Origin of the sequence: Paraburkholderia terrae (assembly GCF_002902925.1) — a bacterium.
In the GTDB taxonomy this organism is placed as follows: domain Bacteria; phylum Pseudomonadota; class Gammaproteobacteria; order Burkholderiales; family Burkholderiaceae; genus Paraburkholderia; species Paraburkholderia terrae.
In genome coordinates this window covers 414,400-430,154 of the sequence record NZ_CP026114.1, presented here as the reverse complement: position 1 = coordinate 430,154, position 15,755 = coordinate 414,400, and the positions used below count along the sequence as shown (strand labels likewise).

General features: G+C 61.2%; 13 protein-coding genes and 1 pseudogene. 7 read left to right on the top strand and 7 right to left on the bottom strand.

Annotated features, from left to right (window positions below; translation table 11 throughout):
• Positions 1-144 precede the first annotated feature (144 nt).
• Both C2L65_RS43750 and C2L65_RS43745 read right to left on the bottom strand, forming a co-directional pair.
• Positions 145-768 (bottom strand): phasin family protein, encoded by a 624-nt coding sequence (locus C2L65_RS43750; RefSeq protein WP_156132256.1) that lies wholly within the window; start codon positions 766-768, stop codon positions 145-147.
• A 118-nt stretch (positions 769-886) separates the two neighbouring features.
• Positions 887-2,134, bottom strand: a pseudogene (locus tag C2L65_RS43745) (phophatidylserine decarboxylase associated domain-containing protein).
• 163 nt (positions 2,135-2,297) lie between these two features.
• Between C2L65_RS43745 and C2L65_RS43740 the strand changes: the two are divergent.
• From C2L65_RS43740 to C2L65_RS43725, 4 genes are all read left to right on the top strand, one after another.
• Positions 2,298-2,591: a hypothetical protein gene (locus C2L65_RS43740; protein ID WP_174485040.1), complete on the top strand. Its 294-nt coding sequence runs from the start codon at positions 2,298-2,300 to the stop codon at positions 2,589-2,591.
• Between the two features lie 224 nt (positions 2,592-2,815).
• Positions 2,816-5,338, top strand: a complete 2,523-nt coding sequence (gene ligD / locus C2L65_RS43735; protein ID WP_042305788.1) for a DNA ligase D — start codon at positions 2,816-2,818, stop codon at positions 5,336-5,338.
• Positions 5,339-5,431: 93 nt separating this feature from the next.
• Positions 5,432-6,367: a non-homologous end joining protein Ku gene (gene ku, locus C2L65_RS43730; RefSeq protein WP_042305789.1), complete on the top strand. Its 936-nt coding sequence runs from the start codon at positions 5,432-5,434 to the stop codon at positions 6,365-6,367.
• A gap of 11 nt (positions 6,368-6,378) precedes the next feature.
• Complete coding sequence (locus C2L65_RS43725; RefSeq protein ID WP_081920820.1) at positions 6,379-7,227, top strand: tetratricopeptide repeat protein; 849 nt, start codon at positions 6,379-6,381, stop codon at positions 7,225-7,227.
• Positions 7,228-7,643: 416 nt separating this feature from the next.
• Here the strand turns inward: C2L65_RS43725 and C2L65_RS43720 are convergent, their stop codons facing one another.
• Positions 7,644-8,195, bottom strand: a complete 552-nt coding sequence (locus C2L65_RS43720; protein ID WP_042305790.1) for a hemerythrin domain-containing protein — start codon at positions 8,193-8,195, stop codon at positions 7,644-7,646.
• 315 nt (positions 8,196-8,510) lie between these two features.
• Between C2L65_RS43720 and C2L65_RS43715 the strand changes: the two genes are divergently transcribed.
• Positions 8,511-9,104, top strand: a complete 594-nt coding sequence (locus tag C2L65_RS43715) for a ParB-like protein (RefSeq protein WP_042305791.1) — start codon at positions 8,511-8,513, stop codon at positions 9,102-9,104.
• A 495-nt stretch (positions 9,105-9,599) separates the two neighbouring features.
• Here the strand turns inward: C2L65_RS43715 and C2L65_RS43710 are convergent, their stop codons facing one another.
• Positions 9,600-9,869: a DUF2442 domain-containing protein gene (locus C2L65_RS43710; protein WP_233446737.1), complete on the bottom strand. Its 270-nt coding sequence runs from the start codon at positions 9,867-9,869 to the stop codon at positions 9,600-9,602.
• A 421-nt stretch (positions 9,870-10,290) separates the two neighbouring features.
• On the opposite strand from C2L65_RS43710, the gene C2L65_RS43705 reads away from it, so the two are divergent.
• Both C2L65_RS43705 and C2L65_RS46020 read left to right on the top strand, forming a co-directional pair.
• Positions 10,291-12,051, top strand: coding sequence for a hybrid sensor histidine kinase/response regulator (locus C2L65_RS43705; RefSeq protein WP_042305793.1), 1,761 nt, complete (start codon positions 10,291-10,293; stop codon positions 12,049-12,051).
• A 467-nt stretch (positions 12,052-12,518) separates the two neighbouring features.
• Complete coding sequence (locus tag C2L65_RS46020; RefSeq protein WP_156132257.1) at positions 12,519-12,659, top strand: hypothetical protein; 141 nt, start codon at positions 12,519-12,521, stop codon at positions 12,657-12,659.
• Between the two features lie 349 nt (positions 12,660-13,008).
• Here the strand turns inward: C2L65_RS46020 and C2L65_RS43700 are convergent, their stop codons facing one another.
• The 3 genes from C2L65_RS43700 to C2L65_RS43690 all read right to left on the bottom strand — a co-directional run bounded on the left by C2L65_RS43700 (position 13,009) and on the right by C2L65_RS43690 (position 15,590).
• On the bottom strand, positions 13,009-14,784 hold the full coding sequence (locus C2L65_RS43700; protein ID WP_042305794.1) for an alkaline phosphatase D family protein: 1,776 nt from the start codon (positions 14,782-14,784) through the stop codon (positions 13,009-13,011).
• A 123-nt stretch (positions 14,785-14,907) separates the two neighbouring features.
• Complete coding sequence (locus C2L65_RS43695) at positions 14,908-15,228, bottom strand: antibiotic biosynthesis monooxygenase (RefSeq protein ID WP_042305890.1); 321 nt, start codon at positions 15,226-15,228, stop codon at positions 14,908-14,910.
• A gap of 80 nt (positions 15,229-15,308) precedes the next feature.
• The gene (locus C2L65_RS43690; protein ID WP_042305795.1) at positions 15,309-15,590 is read right to left on the bottom strand and encodes a DUF3303 domain-containing protein; all 282 of its coding nucleotides are present in this window, start codon (positions 15,588-15,590) and stop codon (positions 15,309-15,311) included.
• Positions 15,591-15,755 lie beyond the last annotated feature (165 nt).

Sequence of the window (15,755 nt, the reverse complement as noted above, 5' to 3'; positions counted from 1 at the left end):
CTCCACGGAGAATCACATCGTCGACCGGTCATGTTTCCGTGTGCAGGTTCGAAGTCCGCGCAGTTGATCAGGTTCCGTCCGGCGCGGCTTCGGAGCTAGCGCGATGCGAGGGCCGTTGTGACGCGCCGCGTCTGCAGACGGTCACTACCTTTTACGAGCGCCACTCACTAGTGAGTCAAGAAACTCGAGGCCCTGCGGTGAAGTTTGCGAGAAGCAGTGGCGAATATCCAATGCTATTCCGGAACACGCTTCGACCACGATGGTGCCGACGTGTTGCCAGTAGGACACCGCTTTCTGCGGTGCTGCGCCTAGCGCGCCGATTTGCAACGTCGTGATCTCGGCGGGAGATCGAGCCTGTGCCACGATCGCCGAGTGCTCATCGAATGCCACTCGCAAAACCTCGCCGTTCAGTTCCGATAACGCTTCGAGGTATCGCGCCGTCGCGCGGGTCACACCTTCCATCGCACAAAAGCTGAACTTCAATGCCTGGGAACTGGTAGCAAACGCGTTGGTGGAAATCATCGAACCGCTCCTCTCAACAGTGAACGCTGCGCAAGGCGCGCAACTGCGGCAACGCCTCGCAAGCGCCGTTCCCGTCAGCAGATGTTCGCCAAGGCGCCTCAGGGATAGACAAAGGTTACGCACAGAAAAAATGGACAAGCCTGTGGACACTCCGCCGGCATTGCCTGCGTGCCAGGTCTCAAGTCCGAGCAGGTGAAGATGCTCGTACAGATGGCGGGCGGCGGCAATCTCGCCATCAATGTTCATCTCCGCTCCCGCCTCAACGGTTTCGCCCGCCACAGGGTCGCCGTCCACGATCAGCCGGATGGGTCGCCCTCATTGGCGCCTCTCATTTTCAGCGTCAGGTGAACCGGGACGTCGGCGCTCAACGCGCCGTGGCAAGGTGCGCGTTGACCTGAACGGGCGGTCCGTTGTCGTGAAATGGCGGTTGCGGCACGAAGCGCTCGATCACGTCCGGCCTGAAGATCAGACAGTAGGTCGAGCCGCCATACTGGAAGTAACCGAGCTCGTCGCCCTTTCGAACGCATTGCCCCGGGAGCGCCTCGATCATGCACGACGACACGTCGGCCATGCCAACGAACACGCACGCGACGGGGCCGATTGCCTCATCGTCACACTCGATCACGATGATCGCGCGCGTCGCGACGGCGGTCGTGTAACCTTGCGAATCCTTAAGACCCCCGGATCCTCACCTTCAGACTCGGCATCCGAGTAATAGGTGCCCGGCACGACGTAGGCGTGCGTCACGCGGCCGCCCACGGGCGCATGCCAGCGGTGATAGTTGAAGGCGCTTAGAAACGCCTGATACACCGAACCACCGACGAACTGCCGCGCCGTTTCTGCTTCGCGTGCCGAGAAGATTTCCTGCAACGAGTAAGGCTGCGATTTGATCCAGAATGCGTCGTGCAGCTTGACGTCATGTCGAAGGTTGTACGGCGACGCCTCGCATGCGCTGACGATTATCTTGTGATCGTGCGGCGCGGCGACGGGCCGTGCGTCAGGGCCTGAACTGACGCGTGAAGAAGCCGTTCCACGACGGGAAACTCCAGTACGCTTCGTTCGGGTCGCACAGGAACTGCGAAAGGCCGATCTTCGCGTCGGCCTCGGCGCTCAACCAGCCGCCTGGCGCGTCGGCATGCAGGTGCGTGCGCGAATAGGGACCGCTCAGAAACCCGCTCCAGTAGGTCAGCACCCGTCTGAGTTGTGCGTTCAGCGCCGGATCGCGAAACAGCGCGTAGCCGGACGGCATGCACGTCGGCCAGTCGAGCAACGCGTTCAGCGGACAATGTATCAGACTCGATTCGCTGAACGGCGGTGGGTACGTCATCATGTAATCGACGATGCACATCAGTTCGTCGATTGATGCGTAACCGAGCTGAAAGCCTGCCTCGTGCGCCTCATCAATTGCGTTGGTCAGGTCCATCCGCAACACGGGGTCGCCATTCAGCAGCAACGACAGATCGTGGACGACGGGCGTCATCGGCACACGGCCCTGGCGCTCCCCCGCGTGCTTCGCCAGGTCGAGCCTGAAGCGTGCGATTGCTTCTTCGCTGTTAGGGAGCCATTCGCCGAGCCGCCGCCGCTGACGTGTTGTGCGCATCCTGTCGCTCATCGTATGCCTCGCTCCGTGATGTCGTTCGTCGCATGTTCGCAAGATTCCGGCCCGCCCGTAACGATGCACAGTCGGGAGGAATGGACGTTGCTGACGGGTGACATATTCACATCAGCCGCCGCCGCGTCGATGCGTCGGCCCCTCTCAGTACGGGAACTTCGACATGCAACCAATCACACGTTACGCGTCCGTCGTACTGGCGACGACGGCACTCATGTCCGGCATGGCCGCCTGCAAGAAGGTCGACGAGAAAAGCAGCGACACGATGGGCTCCGCCAGCAGCGGCGTGATGACCAACACAGCGGGCGTAAGTGGCGCGCCCGGACAGAGCGCCGCTGCGCAGAGCGCGAGCGACAGTGCGGCCCCGGCGAACACACCGACGGCATCGAGCGAAGCGGCCGCTACCGCCACGCCCTCGTCGACGCCCAGCACGGTGCCCTCCGGCGCCAGCCAGTAAAGCCACGGATAGTCGCCGCTGCTTCACCGTCTGCGGCTCAACCATGGTCTCTGGGCGCGGTCTTGATCTACTTTCCCGTGCACGAGCATTTGCCCTTTTAGTGCAGGACCGGCTAACGTAATTGGGCGTATACGACACAAGTGGCGCAGTCACGCTTGCCGGGCCGCCCCATGTCCAGGCGTCTTGCTGTGACGCCGGAGAACGGTCCTCCTTGGATCATCGTCATGGCATCTGAGCACGACCCGAAGTCTTCGACGCTCTCCCGCTATCGAAGGAAGCGGGATTTTCTGGTCACGCCCGAACCAGCACCCTCGGCGTCGAGCCTGTCCGCAGGCGGGAATCTGCACTTCGTCGTCCAGAAGCACTGGGCCAGCCGGTTGCACTATGACTTCCGGCTGGAGCACGACGGGGTGCTGTTATCCTGGGCCGTCCCGAAAGGCCCGTGCTACGACCCGAAGGAAAAGCGAATGGCCATCCACGTGGAGGACCATCCCGTTGAGTATTCGGATTTCGAGGGGACGATCCCGAAGAAGCAGTATGGTGCCGGCACCGTGATCGTGTGGGACCGCGGCACCTGGGAGCCAGTCGGCGATCCGAAGAAATCGATGAACATTGGCAAACTGGTCTTCCGGCTCCACGGTGAAAAGCTCGCCGGGCTCTGGGAACTGGTGCGCATATCAAAGCCCGGTGACCGGCAGGACCAGTGGATGTTGTTCAAGAAGCGTGACGAGTGGGCGCGCCCGCTCGCCGATTTCGATGTGATCAAGGCACTTCCCGACAGCGTCACAATGCACCCGCTGGGGCTCATCGAAGCCCGGGAGCCAAAGGCGGGGCACGCCAGGATCAGGGCGGAGCCAGAACTGGATCTCTCTGCCGCGATCGCGGCACCGTTGCCTGCGAAGCTCGAGCCGCAGCGCGCGACGCCGGCGTCGTCGCTTCCCACGGGCGGCGACTGGATCACCGAGGCAAAACTCGACGGCTACCGGATGCTTGCGCGGATCGACAGGGGCCGTGTGCGACTGTTCACGAGCGGCGGGCACGACTGGACGAAGAAACTCGCCAGCCTGGCGGCAGAGGTAGAAAGCCTTCCGGTGTCGAGCGGATGGCTGGATGGCGAAATCGTTGTGCTCAAGGATGGTCTGCCGGATTTCGGTGCCTTGCAGGAGGCGATCGACGGGGCCGCAAACCAAGAGATTGTCTTTTTCCTGTTCGACCTGCCGTACCTCGACGGGAAGGATCTCCGGAACGTCCCGCTGTGGATGCGGCGCGCGCTGCTCTCCGGGTTGCTTGAAGGCGACAGGGAGCGCATACGGTTCAGTCAGGATTTCGAAGCGCCACCGGCCCAGGTTTTCGAGGCCGCCGCCGGGCTGGGCCTGGAGGGCCTTATGCTCAAGCGCCGCGACGCGCGGTATGAGTCGGAGCGGACGCAGACATGGCTGAAGGCCAAATGCCGTCTGCGGCAGGAACTGGTCATCTGTGGCTTCACCGCGCGCGGAGGCAAGGATGGCGAAGTGGGCAGCCTGCTGCTTGGCTACTACGAGAGCAGCAAAGAGGGCCGCAGGCTTCACGACGCGGGCAGCGTGGGTACAGGCTGGGATGCCCGAACGGGTCGGGATCTGTGGAGGCGCTTGGCGCCGCTCGAAACTGATTCGGCACCGTTCGACATTGCCGTCACGAAATCCCGGCGCTGGTCGCGGCGCGCGGCGGGGAGCGAGCGCTGGGTGCGCCCCGAACTGGTCGCTGAGATTGAATTCGCCGAGTGGACGGCAGACGGCGTCGTTCGGCAGGCATCGTTCAAGGGTTTGCGGGTCGACAAGCCAGCGCGGCGGGTTGTCCGTGAAGGCGGCCAGACGCTCACGCGTACGCGGGCCGTCTCCCAGATCAAGGTCACGCACCCGGAGCGGATCATCGACCCGTCAAGCGGTGTGACGAAGCTCGACCTCGCGCGGTTCTACGAGAGCGTCGCCTCGTGGCTGCTGCCGCACCTGAAGGACCGGCCCGTGGCAATGGTGCGCGCGCCAGATGGCATCGAAGGCGAACAGTTCTTCCAGAAACACGTCGAACGGACGGGCATGCCGGGAATCACGGCGCATGACCGCAAGCTCTGGCCGAATCACCCGCCGCTGCTGACCATCGATACTGTCGACGCGCTGATGTCGGCTGCCCAGATGAACGCCGTGGAGTTTCACACGTGGAATTCCACCGTCCGCCGGATAGACAAGCCTGACCGGGTCATCTTCGATCTGGACCCGGGAGAAGGGGTGAAATGGGCACATGTTCAGGAGGCGGCGCTGCTCGTCCACACACTGCTGAACGAACTGGGACTGCAGGCCTGGCTGAAGACGAGCGGCGGCAAGGGGCTGCACGTCGTCGTCCCGCTGGCGCCGAGGCTCGACTATGAGGCGGTAAAGGCATTCTCGAAGGCATTCGTGCGGCATCTGGCGAAGACGATTCCCGAGCGCTTTTCGGCGACGTCGGGTGCGTCAAACCGCATCGGCAAGATCTACGTCGACTATCTGCGTAACGGGATGGCACAGACCACGGCCGCCGCGTTTTCTGCGCGGGCGCGGCGAGGGATGGGCGTGTCGGTGCCGGTGTCATGGGAGCAGCTACCCGAACTCAAAAGCGGCGCACAATGGACGGTCCAGACGGCGCGGGAGTATCTCAGCTTTGAGACGCAGGACCCGTGGGCAGCATACTGGATCACCACCCAGTCACTGGCATCGGCGATCCGGCGCCTACAATGATGTGAGCGCTCCGGCCCGCTGACCGTCGCCAGCGCGGTGGCACATGCTTTGCGCATGCTGGGCTCTGAACGCGCTATCCGTCAGGAGATGTCCATGGCCGCCCGCTCAATTGCCTCCCTGTCTCTCTCCTTCGGGCTCGTTTCCATCCCGGTGAAGCTCTACGCGGCGACGGAGAGTTCGTCTGACGTGCGCTTCAATCTTTTGGCGCCCGACGGCTCACGCGTCAAACAGCAGTACGTTTCGGAGAAAACCGGGGCCGTCGTCGAACGATCCAGTATGAACAAGGGCTACGAGTTCGAACGGGACAGGTTTGTCGTGTTCACCGCAGACGAATTGAAGGCGCTGGAGGATGGCGCGAGTCACGTCGTCGAGATCATGGCATTCATCCCGGAGAAGGCAGTCAATCCGGTCTTCTACGACAAGGCGTACTACATCGCGCCCGACAAGCGCGGCGGCAAACCGTACAGCCTGCTTCAGCAAGCGCTTGCCGAAAGTGGCCGCTGTGCACTGGCGAAATGGGCGTTCAGGGGAAGGACGCGGATTGTGCAGGTACGGCCCGAAGAAGGCGGGCTCGTTTTCCAGCAACTGCTCTATGCGGATGAGGTGCGTTCGCTGAGTGACCTGCATATCGAACACGTCCAGGTGTCCGATAGCGAGCTGAAGCTCGCCCTTCAGATTATCGAGCAGGGCACAGAAGATAACTACGACCCGACAGCCTACGTGGACGAGGAGAAGCAGCGCATTCTCGCCGCGATCGACGAGAAAATTGAAGGCAAGCAGATCATCGCGAATGAGCCGGCAGAGGCGACGGGCAGTGGAGGGCAGGTCATCGACCTGATGGATGCACTACGCGCAAGCCTGAAGGGTGGAAAGGCCAAGGCGGCCGCCGCGGCTACACCCGTCACACCGAAGCACAAGAGCGCAGAGCCTGTCACCGAGCTGCCCGTGGCGCCGCGCACGCGCAAGCCGGCGACGCGCGCAGCGAAAGCGCCGGCTGAACCACCGGCGAAGGTCCGGGCGCGGAAGTGACATCGGAAGTGATGCCAGAAGTGACCTCAAGCGTCCCGGCACGCGCGGTTTCGATGCGCGAGTTGCAAGGCATCCTCGGTGTGTCGCGCAGCACGCTATCAGGTCTGGTCGCCGCGGGTTTCGTGACCCCAACGCGCGGACCGCGCAACGCATGGCGCTTTACGTTCCAGGATGCCGTTCTGCTCCGCACGGCCCTGCAGTTGCGGGCCGCGCGGATAACGCCTCGCAAGATCATTGCGGCGCTGTCACGGCTCAGAAAGGCGCTGCCCGATGAACTGCCACTCACGGGTATTCGTGTGTCGGCGGTGGGCAACGACGTGGCGGTGCGGTCGGGCCCGTCTCAATGGGACGCCGTCACTGGCCAGCTTTTGCTGGACTTCGAAGTTGCCGAGATCAAGGGCGACGTCGTATTCCTCGATACCGCGCCTGCACGGCGCAGTGGCGAACGACAGGCAGAAGAGTGGTACGAGCTCGGAGAAGTGCTTAGAGCGTCCGACGTCACTGGAGCGGAGCAGGCGTACCGTAAAGCGATAGAACTTTCCCCGCGGCCATTCTATGCCGCATACGTGGACCTTGGTGTGCTTCTATGCGAACTCGAAGCGCGCTGCGACGACGCACTCGAGATATTCGACGAAGCGTTGATTCACTTTTCAAGCGATGCCGTACTGCACTTCAACCGTGCGATCGCTCTGGAGGATCTGGGCCGTTTTGAAGACGCAGAACGAAGCTATCAACGCAGTCTGGAAATCGACCCGACGCACGCGGATGCCCATCACAATCTGGCGATCCTGCTTGAAAGACGCGGCGACCCGCAGGGCCTGGTCAGGCATCTGAATGCCTATCGACGGCTCACCACCTAATGAGCACATTCTTCGGACAGCCGCTACACCTTTGCTTTCGTATGTTGCCAGTCCCGTACCGGAGGAAGAGCCGTCGGGCCAGTCCGTTGCCAGCGCTTCGCGGGTAGCGAGGTGGTCGTCGACTAAGAGTGCATGTGCCATGTGCGTAAAGCGGATCCAGTCTTGGATTTGCGATGAAGTAATGGCGCGAGATCGTGACAGGCGATTTTTCGAACGCCCAGTGAACAATACAGCGCCGATCGTCGCTCCCATGCAATTTTTCGCAGGCAAGGACAAGGAACCGCGACGTGTAGCAATTTCGGCTGAGCAGCTGTGCGAGTGTCTCTCATTTCTGATCGCCGACTGGGTACCGCTGAAGTGTCGGTATAAAGCAAAAATTCGGCGTCCCGATGGACACGCACGAAATCTACTTACGGTCAGGCGGCTCGTGTGAACGACAGTGATCGGTCTCCGACAAGTTTGCTCCCCGCTGCGTCTAGCTTTTTCATGAGCTCATTCTTGCGCGCAGCTAGCTTTACACCCAACGCGACGAGGTCGACGCCGCTCTCGCGCAGTTCCGGAAACAGCTCGGACTCTTCCTCTTCGACGTGATGTTTTACTAGTTCAGACATCACCTTGAACGTCGCGTCAAAGCCATCATCGCCTGGCCGGAGGGAATCGAACTTCTCAATCAACGTCTTGACCAGGTAGTGCTCGACGTATGCCTCGTCCACGTCAATCTCATTCTGTTTCTCCAGTGCCCTGTGCGCCATCGGGTACAGAAGCTCCTCTTCGATAATCGCGTGCATCGTCAGTTCTTCGCATGCGCGCCGCGCCAGCGTGCCCTTTGCGTCCAGATCGCCGTCCGCCGCCTTTTCGAATGCATCGAAGAGTTTCTCAACTGCGCGGTGATCGGCCTTCAGCAATGCGATTGCGTCCGCTGTAGCGGGGGCGTCAGTCGATCCGCTTTCCTTGTTTTGCGTGTTCATTCGTATCTCCCTGAAATATGTGAGGAATTGCGTCGCTGCCGTCGATGTACGGTCTCACGATCCGCATCAACATTCAGCAATGAGCGTTCCGCGAATCAGCGGCGCCGAGGTGTGTGGGCGCGCGTCCTTGCGCGCACGTCGTACGACAGCGCCAGCGCGGCACACGAAGGCGCACGATTGCCTGGCGCATCGTGAACCTGCCGACGTGACGGCACGCTCCCTGCTGCGGACTCGTGCGAACCCTCTCGCTTGTTGGCATTGGTCCGGCAAGACGGGACCGCCTCACCTACCCACTCTCGAGCGCAGAGAACAGACATGAAGACGATAAAGATCGCCCGGTTGCGCCCCACCCAGATCACGCACGGCGAGCGCGAAATTCGTGAAAAAATGGAGGCATATCGTTCCCTTAGCGGGCATGAGCTTGAGATGGCTATCGCCGAAAAGCCGGTTCCCATCGTGCTCGGTCCCGCGAATGCGCCCTATGCGATTGACCATCATCACGTGGCGACGGCGCTCTGGCATGCCGGGGTCACACGTGTCCCGGTTGTCCTTATAAGAGACCTGTCGTCTCTCACGAGGGCGGACTTCTGGCTCACGATGGAAAACCACCGGTGGACCTACCCGTATGATCGCGACGGTCAAAGGGTGGGGTTTGCAGACATGTACGAGCATGTGTGGGAGTTGGCGGACGACGAATTCCGCAGCCTCTCTGCATCGGTGCGTGACGCGGGTGGATATGAGAAGACGGCCGTGCCGCTCGAGGAGTTCCGGTGGGCGGATTTCTTCAGGCATCGCCTGCCGCCACCCGTGACCGACGGAGATTTCGAATCGCTCGTCAGGAAAGCAGTCAAGCTCGCAAAAAGCAAGGCAGCACTCGGCCTGCCGGGCTACATCGGGAAGCCCGACTGATCTAACCACCAGCGACAGTAAGCCCGCACACAGCAGTGTATGGGTCAGCCAGGTGGGCGAGGAGCGGCAAATCTGCCAGCCACCAGCGGAACCCGCCGAATCAGGAGAACGCATCGCTCCCGAACCTGGCGTTTGCGGCAGGCCCTCAACGAGCGCTCCGATCGGCTATCCTCCGCCCGGTAGCTCGTGCGACGGTGCAGGGTACCCCCGTGTCCACAGTCGCCTCGTCCGCGCGCGAGCTGGGAGGGCCGCCAGGGCGAAGGATGGATTGTGGGGCGCGATCAGCTTGCGTGGCCAGAAAAAATACAGCAATACGGATCGAGGCGAATTTATCAGGATTGCAAAGGATACGGCAAGGCAAAACCAGAACTGATCTTTGCGCCTTCGGGAAAGGTCGTCCCGCCGCCCAGACTGAAGATGCGGTGCTGGAATGGCTCCGCGACTTCCTGGCGATGGCGAGCACGCAGGTGGACCTGGGCTCACCTGTTAGCAAGATCAGCCGGGCGGCCAGGCCGGGAAGGCGTCCTCTGACGAAGCATCCTTGCGCCCCGCACGTTCGGACTGGAATGAGAGCAGGGCACGGACGTTGACGTCCTCATCGATTTCCGGCCAGAACAATTGCTGACGGTCCATCGAGATGGCGAAGTGTTCGCGCTCCGCTGCTGTCGCTGCCTGGAGGACAGGAAACCACACAAGCGGGAATGAAACGGCCTGGCCGTCGGACAGGTCAAGAAACAGGTGTGCGCTATCAAAGTGCACACCCACGGCAGCAACCTTCCATGGGAATCTCCTTAGTGGGATGCGCCTTTTAGGCTAGGTCGCGGCGAGCCGGCGTTCAAGGAAAATGCTGGAATGCAGGTCCTTACCGGGCGGGACGGATGCCGTCGTGGGGCCGAAGTCCTTTTAGAAGCGGATGAACGGTCGTTTCCATCCTGCTGATAGGGGCGTGCGCCCGCTTCGATTGGCTGGCGGGGAATATTGGGTTGGGCGTCGTCGACAGTGGCTACTCTGCCGACCGCCGGGTCAACACATTAAGCTGTTAAAACGCAACGATGAGTGTTCCTTTTATGGCGCAGCTGCGGATGGCGTGTCGCTTATGGGCGTTTGTGGTGCATTGACTAAAATGCATCTAGCATGGCGGTTTCTTCCGCACAACGCACAGCACAAATTACAACCAGGAGGCCACATGGTCGGACCGTCTGCGCCTTCCGCAGCGGACCGCGCGCGGCGCGCGGGCACTCTGGTCACATCGGCGCTCGATGTGCGCGCTCATCGGCCAGCCGATTTTGCTGCTGAAAGTGAATCGATGCACCGTCTTGCACAGGCCCTGACGTCCTCGGATGGTGCCATGTTGCAGACGCTCTCGGACATGGCTCTGGGTCTGTGTGAAGCGGGTAGCGCAGGCATCGGCCTGCTGGAACGCGACGTGGACGGCGTCCCCGTGTTGAGGTGGGTCGCGGTCTCGGGCCAATGCGTGGCGGCCGTCGACACCACAACACCAACAGATGACAGCCCCAGTGGAGTGACGCTCGAACTGGCTGCGGGGCAGCTGTTTTCGTTTCCCCAGCGCCACTTTGCATGTCTGAAACACATAGCCCCCGAGATTATCGAAGAACTCGTCGTGCCGATTCCGGGGGAACCTGAACCATGGGGCACGCTATGGGTGATGTCTCACGACAGGGAGCATCTGTTCGATGGAGAGGACCGCAGAATCCTGACCCGCCTGGCAAACTTCACCTGTGCGACGCTCACGATGGCGCGTGCGAAAGCGGACGCAGAAACCCGGGCAGCAGAGGCCGAGGCGGCCAGGAACGCCGTGGCTCTGGCTGAAGCCAGAAAGGATGACTTTATTGCGACCTTGAGCCATGAGCTGCGCAATCCGATTGCCACCGTCGACAGCGCGCTCGCAGCCGCACAAAAGCTTGCTGCGGGCTATGCTGATGTGTCCTCCGCCCTGGGTGTTGCTGACCGGCAGATGCAGCTATTGAAACGGCTGGTAGGTGACCTGCTGGATGCCTCGAGGATCAAGCACGGGAAGCTGTCCGTTCAGCCTTCGTACGAGCTTCTGCAGAATATCGTCACGGATGCGGTTACGGCGATGAGGTCGGACGTCAACTGCGTTCAGCATCGACTGCATGTTGCTGTTCCGCCGTATCCGGTGACGGTTCACGCGGACCTCGTGCGCCTCACACAGGTCATATCCAACGTATTGTCGAACGCGGTGAAATACACGCCACCTAGCGGCGACATTACCGTGTCGGTAGAAGCGCCTGACCTCGGCGTCGCTCACACGGAAGGCCCGTCGCCATGCGATGCGGTCATCACAGTGAAGGACAATGGCGCGGGTATTTCGGCGTCAGCGCTACCCCACGTCTTCGACATGTTTGCCCAATCGGCATCGGCCCGAAAGCACGCGGCGGGAGGCCTCGGAATCGGACTCGCTGTCGTCAAGCATCTGGTGACGGCACACAACGGCACGGTCACCATTGCGAGCGCCGGTGAAGGCCAGGGGACGGAGGTAACAATCCGACTGCCCATAGTCTGCGATAGCAGGGGCGAGCCGACCGCGAAGACCCCGCGAGCGAATTCTTCGAAGCGCATCCTGCTTGTCGATGACTGCGCAGACGCTACGGAAGCCTTGGGCACCCTACTCGAACTCGAAGGCCATGAGGTAAAGCGGGCGACGAATGGCGCCGACGCGCTCTCGATAGTCGAGACGTTTGCACCTGATGTCGCGCTCATTGATATCTCGATGCCGGGTATGAATGGGCCTGAGCTCGCACAACTGCTTCGGCTCCGGGCGCAGTGCTCATCGACGAAACTGGTGGCCCTGACGGGCTCCACCGCTGTCGCCGGCCGACCCGAAAATGACGAACGGATATTTGATGCCCATCTCACCAAGCCCCTTTCGCTTGATGACCTCAAGAACGTTCTACGACCTTCGTAGCGTCGGGTAAGTGCATGACAAACCAGGCCGCGGCAGGAAAGCCGGAACGTCACGTTAGAAGTGAAGCAGGGGCGGAGGGTAAGCAGCTATCAACACACCTGACCGCAGGTCGCGCCGGACTCGTCACCTCGCGATTGTCCTGTCAATCAGGGCCATTGCGGCCTATAACATAACGGCAGCACGACTCCTATTGGGCCGCCGACGTACAGCGTCCTGTCACCAGCGCTCGTATTGCGCAACGTTCTGCCCCGCCCGGTATCGGCCGTGCGCCGTTGTCCGCGTAATCATCTAACCAGTCCGGCTTGTGGCACCGAGCGTGCCTGCAGCCGATTTTGATTCGCTCGTCTGAACGGCATTGGCGTTGGCGTCAACGTCGACGCTCGAATGGCCAGTTGGGGAGCGGAAGGGGAAACGGGCAAGGAGCCAGAAAAGGTCTCGGCACCTTGCGCATAAATCATGGAGTTGAAATGAATTCACGACTTATTCTGGCGGCGGGCGCGGCTTGCCTGTTCGCGGTGGCAGGAAGCGCACACTCCCAAGGCACGCAGCAAGGAGCGCAGCCATCCACACAGCCGGCGATGCAGCAGAACGCAGATACGCCTGCATAGTCTGTTACTGACACGTCGTATGGCGGAGCGCCAGCCACGCGAAGTGCAACGGGTGGCATCCGCTCATCGTCCTGCAATCCTCGGCCGCAATGCGACGTCTTTTTCGGCAATTAAGCCGGAGCACAGCCAGAGAGAGCGTCGTCGCGACTCACTAACGGACGAGCTCTCCCCGAACGCTGCGACAGGTCGCTCGCAGGCGCTGCGTTCGACACGTCACCATCGCAAAGAAGATTTGCGGGCTGCCATCTGTCAGACACTTCCATCGGCGGCATGATGTGCATTGCGGGGTGCTGAGGCATCGTCATGTGCTGTTGCGCCAGCCAGTGTCGGTCTGCCGATCGTCCGCAAACTATCCGATCCGCACCTCGGTTGTATCCTTTAACACGGTCAAGCGGGTACGCTGAAGCAGTGGATCCGCCGGTGCCATCCCGTGACTGTCGACCCGCTTCACTTTATTGAATACAACCACAAAGCGCTCCGGTGTCAGCGTCGCCGATGCATATCCCTGGGCGTCGTGATCGACATATCGAAGGTCCGGGTTGTTGGCTTTAAGAAGGTCGTCCAGCGCTGCTGGCGTGGCAACCAGCGGCGCGAGTGGTGTCCCTTTCCACGCCGCCTTGATATACGTATAGAAAGACGTGCTGCTGATCCCCGCGCAAACAAAGTCGACTAGCACGGGCTCGCCCTTCAAAAGATCCGGTTCATTCCGCACGACGCCGCATTGAAACGCGTGTAGATCGCCGGTGATCGCAACGACATTGCGAATCGACTCCTGTCTCAGCCAGTCGAGCAACTCATGTTTGTGTGCCGGATAGCCGTCCCACGAATCGCAGTTGACCACCAGGCTCCTGTTCTGGTCGCCGCTTCCCGAAGGCAGGTTCACCCACAACCGGTTCAGCATGACTTCATTGCCCCATACCTTCCAGGTCGCAGGGGATGCCTTGAGCGTGTCTTTCCACCATTGTGTCTGGACAGGGCCAAGCATCGAAGGCGGGCGGCCGAACTGGGCGGTGTCGAGTGTCTCGAAGCGTTGCAGGACACCTCGTTCGACGAAGTACCGCGAACCCGCCGCGTCATCGCCATGAATCGGGTCGTTGCCGCGGGCCTGTGCTATCGCGGCTGCGCTGACTACATGGCCGTCGCGATAAAGCCGTTCATCTGTCATGACCAGATGCATCAGCGAACCAAAGTGGAAGTCGCGGTAAATGCGGATATTGTCGTATGTGCTGTTTTCGCCGGCGAATCTGACGTCGCTCCAATCGACGGGCATGTATTCCGCCCATGCCTGGGTGGCATTGCGCCGACGCTGCGTTTCGCGCTTCTCTTCGTTCGTGTAGACTTGGTGATCCTGCCAGCAATCGTCTGAGAATTCATGGTCGTCCCAGATTGCGATCATCGGAAACCGGTGATGCACCGCCTGCAGTCGCGGGTCGGTCCGATAGGTTCGATAGAGCGTGCGGTAGTCATCGAGCGAGTCGGCGTAGATGCCTCCTCCCGGCATCGGCTGCCCGTCAGGCAGCTTTAGCGGCGGGTGCGCCCGTTCCGCCGGATCGGCAGTACGCAAGCCAACTGCCTCATAAATGTAGTCGCCAACATGCACGACGAAATCGAGATCGGTCTCGTCGGCCATTAGCGTCATCGCCTGCCAATGATTGACGCTCCAGTCCTGACAGGTGAGCCAGGCAAAGCGCGCCCGGGTGTTGGCATCGGTGGGACCCGGTGCGGTACGGGACTGACCGGTGGGGCTTACATCGCTGCCGGCCACGAATCGGTAGTAGTAAGCGGTCTTCGGATGCAAACCTGTGACCTTCGCGCGGACCGTAAAGTCGTAAGTGCGCAACGCACGCAACGGCACAGTGGCGACAGGCCGCGCGAAGTCCGGCTGGGTCGATACTTCAAGCCGCAACGACACAGCTTTTCCATCACCTTGCGCGGCGACGCAGCGAGTCCAGAACACGATCGACTCGTCCCGGGGATCGCCGCTTGCAACGCCTTGCGCAAACACATAGTGGCCCTTGTCCGTCAACGCTCCCATGTCCGGCGTGGCCCGGCACGCCGGGATCGTACCGGTTGCCGCGGCAATCGTGAAGAACGTGGATGACTGCAGAAAATGACGGCGATCCATCGCGACCTCCAGCGTCGATCCGGGAGCCTATACTCACGGCGCGGTATTGGACATTTATCGCATTGTCGTCACGGATGGCAGGCATCCGTGCAGGCTCGCTCTGCCACCGTGGGGAGCAGCCGTCTAGCGCTCTGGACGAAGAGGCTCGGTGAGCAGAGGCGATGGCTCCCAGATTTCAACGCTCATGTTCGAGACATGGCGGCGGGACTCGACCTCCAATGCCACGAGTTCTTCATGTTCCCGCGCGGCTTCCCAATCTGCAAGACGCCGCCATACGCTCGTCGCCCGGACCTGAGGCGATCCCAGCAGATTTCGCCTGGCGTCGATCTCGACGAGGCCGGGGGCCCGCAGCAAGGCGGCGACCACTTTCTTCATCAGCTCCGCATAGGCCTGCGGGTCAACGCCAGGCAGGAGATCATATTTCTGCACGACTTCTATCGTCATGATTGCACTCATTATTTGTTACACGTTGCGACGCACGACAGCCCGGCGTCGCATGAGTTGTATCGAGTCTGGTCTGCGCACTACCTGGCGACCGTCTGGAAGACGGCGTTCAGATCGTCGTCCTCCACGACGGGCGTGATATCCAGCTTCATCAGGTCACTCCACATGTAGGCGAACTCAGTTACCTTCCTCAGGTCGTCGGCTTCGAGCAGATCGAAACCGCCGCTCAGGTCGGCCCGGGTCCATCTCCCGAGCAACGTGACGCCCGTCGGCGGAAGGCCGCCTGTCTTCCGGAACCGCTCGATGGCTTCGTCGCGAATGCGGGCGTCGGATGCCCAGGTGAACGTCAGCATGAACTTCATGATTACCTCCTCGGTACATGTGTGGCGAGTTGCGCTTTCTTATACGGAGGACGGTAGCCAGTGGATGCAGCGCGTCGGGCCAACTGCAGGAAGAGATTGTTCATCGTCAGGGTAGGTAATTTGTGTCCCTTGCAACCGCAGCTGCATGTACCCGCTGGGGCAATG

What these genes read in the sequence shown, in the direction of transcription:
- ku (WP_042305789.1), top strand. Translation starts at nt 5,432, where the DNA reads ATGGCCGCCCGCTCAATTGCCTCCCTGTCTCTCTCCTTCGGGCTCGTT.
- C2L65_RS43690 (WP_042305795.1), bottom strand. Translation starts at nt 15,590, where the DNA reads ATGAAGTTCATGCTGACGTTCACCTGGGCATCCGACGCCCGCATTCGC.
- C2L65_RS46020 (WP_156132257.1), top strand. Translation starts at nt 12,519, where the DNA reads ATGAATTCACGACTTATTCTGGCGGCGGGCGCGGCTTGCCTGTTCGCG.
- C2L65_RS43720 (WP_042305790.1), bottom strand. Translation starts at nt 8,195, where the DNA reads ATGAACACGCAAAACAAGGAAAGCGGATCGACTGACGCCCCCGCTACA.
- C2L65_RS43695 (WP_042305890.1), bottom strand. Translation starts at nt 15,228, where the DNA reads ATGACGATAGAAGTCGTGCAGAAATATGATCTCCTGCCTGGCGTTGAC.
- C2L65_RS43715 (WP_042305791.1), top strand. Translation starts at nt 8,511, where the DNA reads ATGAAGACGATAAAGATCGCCCGGTTGCGCCCCACCCAGATCACGCAC.
- C2L65_RS43725 (WP_081920820.1), top strand. Translation starts at nt 6,379, where the DNA reads ATGCCAGAAGTGACCTCAAGCGTCCCGGCACGCGCGGTTTCGATGCGC.
- C2L65_RS43705 (WP_042305793.1), top strand. Translation starts at nt 10,291, where the DNA reads ATGGTCGGACCGTCTGCGCCTTCCGCAGCGGACCGCGCGCGGCGCGCG.
- C2L65_RS43740 (WP_174485040.1), top strand. Translation starts at nt 2,298, where the DNA reads ATGCAACCAATCACACGTTACGCGTCCGTCGTACTGGCGACGACGGCA.
- C2L65_RS43750 (WP_156132256.1), bottom strand. Translation starts at nt 768, where the DNA reads ATGAACATTGATGGCGAGATTGCCGCCGCCCGCCATCTGTACGAGCAT.
- ligD (WP_042305788.1), top strand. Translation starts at nt 2,816, where the DNA reads ATGGCATCTGAGCACGACCCGAAGTCTTCGACGCTCTCCCGCTATCGA.
- C2L65_RS43700 (WP_042305794.1), bottom strand. Translation starts at nt 14,784, where the DNA reads ATGGATCGCCGTCATTTTCTGCAGTCATCCACGTTCTTCACGATTGCC.